This is a genomic window from Amycolatopsis sp. H20-H5, from assembly GCF_035828755.1.
In the GTDB taxonomy this organism is placed as follows: domain Bacteria; phylum Actinomycetota; class Actinomycetes; order Mycobacteriales; family Pseudonocardiaceae; genus Amycolatopsis.
This window is the reverse complement of the sequence record NZ_JAYMZS010000118.1, coordinates 21,114-27,129: the sequence shown is the minus strand read 5'-3', so window position 1 is coordinate 27,129 and position 6,016 is coordinate 21,114. Positions and strand designations below refer to the sequence as shown.

Genomic DNA, 6,016 nt, shown 5'->3' with positions numbered 1-6,016 from the left:
CCTCAAAACCCACACCCACTACAACGAAAACACAGCCTGGGCACACCACACCACCACACAAACCAGACAAAACACCACCGCCGCTTGACAAACAAAACCCAGGGATGTCTTCAGGGGCACGCATGAAGCGGTCGTGGCGGTGTAAAACGGGCGACAGGCGCCCGAGGCTTCGAGCGGCGGCGGCTGCGACAGTTTCCAGACGTCCTTTAGGCCTTGGGGAGCTTCGCCACGACGTTCTTGGCGAGTTTCGCGGCCTTGCCGCACGGGTCGTCGGTGGCCTTGTTCGCGTCGCGGTTGCTGTAGGTGACGCGGGAGATCTCGACCTGGTCGTCCTGCCACGGCCGCTGCTGCCACTCCACCGTGCACTCGGCTGAGGTGGTGCTCGTGAGCTTCTGGAAGCCGGTGACCCCATCGAGGTCCACCTTCGAGTAGCCGTCACCCTCGATCGGTGGCTGGCCCTTGTGGAAAGCCACGGTCAGGCCGACGGGGTTGCCGGTCCACTGGCAGTCGTGGAGGGTGACCGGCGAGGCCTTGGCCGAAGGGGCGAGGGAGTTGACCGTGGCGTCGTCGGCGATGGCACACGGATCGAGCGCCAGCAGGCTGCCCTTGGCCGCGGGGTACTTCACCGGCGTCTCGCGGATCTTCTTCAGCGTCGGCGCCAGCAGGCTGCGGCCCACCTGGCACGGGTCGCCACCGACGTAGGTGATCTCGAAGGAAATCCCGACGTTGGCCGGCTTGGTCGAGGTGACCGCGCTGACCGTGCAGTAGGTGTCGTCGGTCTTGTCTTCGACCTGCGGCAGGCCTTCGATCGTGCCAGTGCTCTTCGAGTCCACCCCCAGCACCAGGTCCCCCACCTGCACGGAGATCTTGACGGCCTTGCCGCCCGGGTCCTTCACCGAGTTCCGGCATTCCTCGAACGTCGTGCTGGACACGCTGGGGTCGTCCGGCGCGCCGAACGCGCTCAACGCGTTCTTGTCGATCAGCGAGCAGGGGTCGATCAACCTGAGGACCGCGCTGTCGTATGCCTTCGTGTCGACAGGCGCGGCACTGCCCGCGGACGCGGCGGGACCGGTGGAACGCGGGAAGTTGGCCTTGCCGAGATTCGCCTCGCACCCGGCCACGGCGAACCCGGCCGCCAGCGCGAGAACGGTCAGGGACCTGCTTTTCCGGGCACGAGGGAGCACGTCGTGCACGGTAGCGGCACCGGCGCGGGGCTGTCCGGACAACCCGCCTATTCGCTGTCTTCCGTGGACTCCCCAGCGGACTCGTCCGTCGGCACGAGCAGCGGACGCAGGCGGACCCACAGCACGAACAGCAGCCCGACGACCAGCATGCCGAGGCCTGCCCACAGGTTGATTCTCACCCCGGCCGCCTTGTCGAGGTCGGCCTGTGTGGTGAAGCCGATGCCCAGCACGGTGAGCACGATCCCGTAGACGCCGATCAGCAGGGCGATAATCAGCCGGATGTCGAACGCGCCTGCCTTGTTCGGCTTGGCGGGAGACTCGGTAGCCATGCGATCCTCCTAGAAGATGATGTTCAGCGCGATGGTCAGGACCAGCACGATCCCGGCGAGCAGCGTCGGCTTGCGGTACCAGCCCGCGTTCTCGCCGGTGTCGGAGTGCGTCCGGTCCGCCTTCGGGGTGAGCGAGTAGACCAGTCCGACCAGTTCACTGTCGGGCTTCGGCGTCGTCGCCAGCGAGATGGCGACGCTGACCGCGATGTCGAGCACGAACGCGACACCGGCCGCGACGAAGCTGATGCCCTGGCCGGTCAGCCCGATGACACCGGTCTGCGCGAGCGTCCAGACCGTGACCGCCGACGCCGTGCCGAGCACGAGCCCGACCCAGCCCGCGGTGGCCGTCATGCGCTTCCAGAACATGCCGAGGATGAACGTGGCGAACAGCGGCGCGTTGAAGAAGGAGAACAGGTCCTGCAGGTAGTTCAGGATGTTCCCGGAGTTCGACGCGATGAACGCCGTGCCGATCGCCAGCACCGTGCCCGCCGCGGTGACCGTGCGGCCAAGCCTGAGGTAGTACCCGTCCGGCTTGTCCTTCTTGATGTAGGTCTGCCAGATGTCGTAGGTGAACACCGTGTTGAAGGCACTCAGGTTCGCCGCCATGCCCGCCATGAACGAGGCCAGCAGACCGGCGATCGCGACGCCCAGCATGCCGTTCGGCAGCAGGTCGCGCATCAGCAGCAGGAGCGCGTTGTTGAAGGTGACGCCGCTTTCGGCCTTGCCGCCGTCGAGCAGGACCTGCTTGTCCTTGACGTACTCCGAAACGGTGACGGCGGCGATCATGCCGGGGATGATCACGATGAACGGGATCAGCATCTTCGGGAAGGCGCCGATGATCGGCGTCCGGCGCGCGGCCGACATGCTCTTCGACGCCATCGCGCGCTGGACCTCGACGAAATTCGTCGTCCAGTAACCGAACGAGAGCACGAAGCCGAGGCCGAACACGATGCCGAGCACCGAAAGGAAGCTGTTGCCGAAACCGGTGAGGTTGTCACCCGGCCAGGAGTGCAGCTGCGCGGTGCCGCCGGGGCTGCCGGTGACCTTGTCGACCAGGCCCTGCCAGCCGCCGACCTTGACCAGGCCGACGATCGTCAGCGGCAGCAGCGCGGCGACGATCACGAAGAACTGCAGGACCTCGTTGTAGATCGCGGCGGACAGCCCGCCGAGCGCGGTGTAGGAGAGCACGATGACCGCGGCGATGACGATCGAGAGCCAGATCGGCCAGCCCAGCAGCAGGTTGACGACGCTGGCCAGCAGGAACAGGTTCGCACCCGCGATGAGGATCTGCGCGGTGGCGAAGCTGATGCCGTTGACCAGGTGCGCGGGTTTGCCGAACCGGCGCCGCATGAACTCGGGGACGCTGCGGACCTTGGAGCCGTAGTAGAACGGCATCATCACGACGCCGAGGAACAGCATCGCCGGGATCGCGCCGATCCAGAAGTAGTGGAACGTCGGCAGGCCGTACTGCGCGCCGTTGGCCGACATGCCCATGACCTCGACCGCGCCGAGGTTCGCCGAGATGAACGCCAGCCCGGTGACCCACGCCGGCAGGGAACGGCCGGACAGGAAGAAGTCCAGGCTGCTCGAGACCTGCCTGCGTGCCAGATACCCGATGCCGAGAACCAGCACGAAGTAGAAGGCCAGCAGGATGTAGTCGATCGGGCTCGCGTTCAATCGCAGGTTCGCATCCGCTAGGACGTGCACCCGACCCACCTCCGAATCAAACAATTTCCGACAAGAACCACCGTGTTCAGGTCCGTCGCGGACAGTACTGCATCCATTCAGGGACGGCAGCGCGAGGCTGTGAATTCGGCTGGAGTTCGGACTTTCAGGGCATTGTCCCGGGCACGGGACGGCCGGGGAACCGGCGCTCAGGGTTCGCCGGGAACGAACTTGAGCACCACTTCGTGGTTGTGCCCGTACTTCCGTTCGAACAACGTCTGGACGTCGTGGTGATCGGGATCGCCCGCTTCGAGCAGGGTCAGTGCGTCGGCGGTGAGCACGTCCCGCTCGCCCTGCGCGTTGCCGCGGACCAGCCGGGCGTGCAGCCCGGCGATCCCGGTGTTGGCGTGCGCGTCCACGATGTCGCGCCCGCCGAGGTAGGTGTGCTCGCCGTCGGTGACGAAACGGACCTGGTAGCTGTCCATCTCCGCCCCGAACCCGACCTCGACGTCGACCCGGCGGAACTGCTCCAGCGTCCGCGTGTTCTCCGCGTCCCAGAGCTCGTCGAACTTGGCACAGACGAACGTGCCGAGCTGGGCCTGCGGGTTCGTCTGGTACTGCGCGGCGTTCCAGGAGGTCATGTTCACCGGGAAGAAGGACACGATCAGGCGATCGTCGACCCGGTACATCTGCACCGGCGGCAGCGCGGCGTACACCCGGATGTCGATGTTCCCGCGCAGCCGCTCGGGCAGGCTCTGCCGGAACTCGTGCAGCCGCTGCAGGTTCTCCAGGATGTTGGTGTTGACGTTCGTCCGCCCGAGGTCGTCCGCGCGCTGCCGGGCGGCCGCGGCGTCCGGGTCGAGCAGCAGGATCCTGAGCTCGACGTCCCGCTTCAGCGCGCCCCGCAGCGCGTCGGCGAACGGCTTCCGGTAGGTGCCCTGCAACAGGTCCAGCCAGAGTTCGAGCACCATGATCCGGTGCCGGGCGTCGCCCGCCTGGCGGATGAAGGCCTTGTGGTCGAAGCGATCGAGCACGGAGTCGCGGCCGCGGTCACCCCGCTCGATCATCGGCGCGATGAGGAACAGCACGACGATCGTGCCGATCAGGTCCGCGCCGAGGTTCAGCGCGAGGTTCCGGCCGTAGTCGGCCGAACCGGCGGCGGCCACCAGCAGCAGCGCGGTGAGGACGGCCAGCACCCCGGCGATCGCCACGTAGGCGCGGCGCCTGGCCAGATAGCCCCAGAAGTAGTTCCACCAGCCGTTGCCCCGGCGACGCTCGTTCACGCGGACCCCCTGCCTCGCTACCCGTCGATCAATCGTACTGATCGGGGCGGGGCCGGTGACGGCTGTTTTGCCCAGGCCGTGTCTGGTAAATCTGTTCGATGGGCTTCGTGTTCCAGGTGGTTCCTGGCGGTGCGGGGGATTTGCCCTCGTACCGGGTTGTACTCGGGTGAATCCCCCGTGCCGTCAGGGGCCGCCTGGGCGCGAAGACCGCGGACTTGATTTGCCAGACACGGCCTAGGCCATCGCGGTCAGAACAGGCGGAAGGCGTCGGACTCGATCCCGCGCAGCGCGTCGTAGTCCAGGGTCAGGCAGCGGATGCCGCGGTCCTCGGCCAGCGTGCGGGCCTGCGGTTTGATCAGCTGCGCGGCGAACACGCCCTGTACCGGGGCCAGCAGTGGGTCGCGGTTGAGCAGTTCGAGGTAGCGAGTCAGCTGCTCGACGCCGTCGATCTCACCGCGGCGCTTGATCTCGACGGCGACGCTCTTGCCGCCCGCGTCGCGCGCCATGATGTCGACCGGGCCGATCGGGGTCGGGAACTCGCGCCGCACCAAGGTGTAGCCGTCGCCGAGGGTCTTGATGTGCTCGGCCAGCAGCTCCTGCAGGTGCGCCTCGACGCCGTCCTTCCGCAAGCCCGGTTCGGCGCCCAGCAGCTGGGTGTAGTCGTGGAAGATCTCTTCGATCGTGATGACGAGCTTCTCGCCCGCCTTGTTCTCCACGATCCAGATCTTGCCGTCCTCGATGAGCCAGCAAGGCGGGCTCATCCAGTTCAGCGGCTTGTAGGCGCGGTCGTCGGAGTGCACCGACACCGAACCGTCGGACTTGACGAGCAGCAGCCTGGTGGCCATCGGCAGATGGGCGGTCAGACGGCCAGCGTAGTCGACCTGGCAACGAGCGATCACGAGACGCACCCGCCGAGGGTAGGACAACGCCCGGGATACTGAGCGCGTGGACCCCATTGAATGCGTCAGTTCCCGCGAGGTGTACCGCAACGACTGGATGACCGTCCGCGAGGACGAAATCCGGCGCCCCGACGGCTCCGACGGCATCTACGGCGTCGTCGACAAGCCGGACTACGCGCTGGTCATCGCCCTGGACGGCGATCGACTGCACCTGGTCGAGCAGTTCCGCTACCCGCTGGGCCTGCGCCGCTGGGAGTTCCCCCAGGGCACCGCCCCCGGCCGCGCCGACCTGCCGCCCGCCGAGCTGGCCGCCCGCGAGCTGCGGGAGGAGACCGGGCTGGCCGCGGGCTCGATGGTGGAACTCGGCCTCTGCGACGTCGCACCCGGCATGTCGAGCCAGCGCGGCCGCGTCTTCCTGGCGACCGGCCTGACCCAGGGCGCGCCCGAGCGCGAGCTCGAGGAGCAGGACATGCGCGCGGCGTGGGTGGACCGCGCGGAGTTCGAGAAGATGATCGCCTCCGGCACCATCACCGACGCCCAGACCTTGGCGGCCTACGCCCTCCTTCTCCTCCACGAGCGCTCCGCGTAGGGAGTGTCATGAAAGGGTCGTTCAGGGCAATTTTTGTCCTCAACGACCCTTTCATGACACACGCGGA

6 protein-coding genes are annotated in these 6,016 nt (G+C 67.1%); 1 reads left to right on the top strand and 5 read right to left on the bottom strand.

From position 1 onward, the window contains the following. Positions 1–206 precede the first annotated feature (206 nt). From QMK34_RS38890 to nucS, 5 genes are all read right to left on the bottom strand, one after another. Positions 207–1,184: a DUF3558 domain-containing protein gene (locus QMK34_RS38890; protein ID WP_326419800.1), complete on the bottom strand. Its 978-nt coding sequence runs from the start codon at positions 1,182–1,184 to the stop codon at positions 207–209. A gap of 47 nt (positions 1,185–1,231) precedes the next feature. Further along, positions 1,232–1,513 (bottom strand): hypothetical protein, encoded by a 282-nt coding sequence (locus QMK34_RS38885; protein WP_326419799.1) that lies wholly within the window; start codon positions 1,511–1,513, stop codon positions 1,232–1,234. A 9-nt stretch (positions 1,514–1,522) separates the two neighbouring features. After that, positions 1,523–3,220: a sodium:solute symporter family protein gene (locus tag QMK34_RS38880; RefSeq protein ID WP_326419798.1), complete on the bottom strand. Its 1,698-nt coding sequence runs from the start codon at positions 3,218–3,220 to the stop codon at positions 1,523–1,525. A 167-nt stretch (positions 3,221–3,387) separates the two neighbouring features. After that, entirely contained in the window at positions 3,388–4,461 is a 1,074-nt protein-coding gene (locus QMK34_RS38875) for a hypothetical protein (protein ID WP_326419797.1), read from the bottom strand. Positions 4,462–4,709: 248 nt separating this feature from the next. Next, positions 4,710–5,369 (bottom strand): endonuclease NucS, encoded by a 660-nt coding sequence (nucS, locus tag QMK34_RS38870; protein ID WP_326419796.1) that lies wholly within the window; start codon positions 5,367–5,369, stop codon positions 4,710–4,712. A gap of 37 nt (positions 5,370–5,406) precedes the next feature. Between nucS and QMK34_RS38865 the strand changes: the two genes are divergently transcribed. Next, positions 5,407–5,949, top strand: a complete 543-nt coding sequence (locus QMK34_RS38865; protein WP_326419794.1) for an NUDIX hydrolase — start codon at positions 5,407–5,409, stop codon at positions 5,947–5,949. The last annotated feature ends 67 nt before the right edge of the window (positions 5,950–6,016 follow it).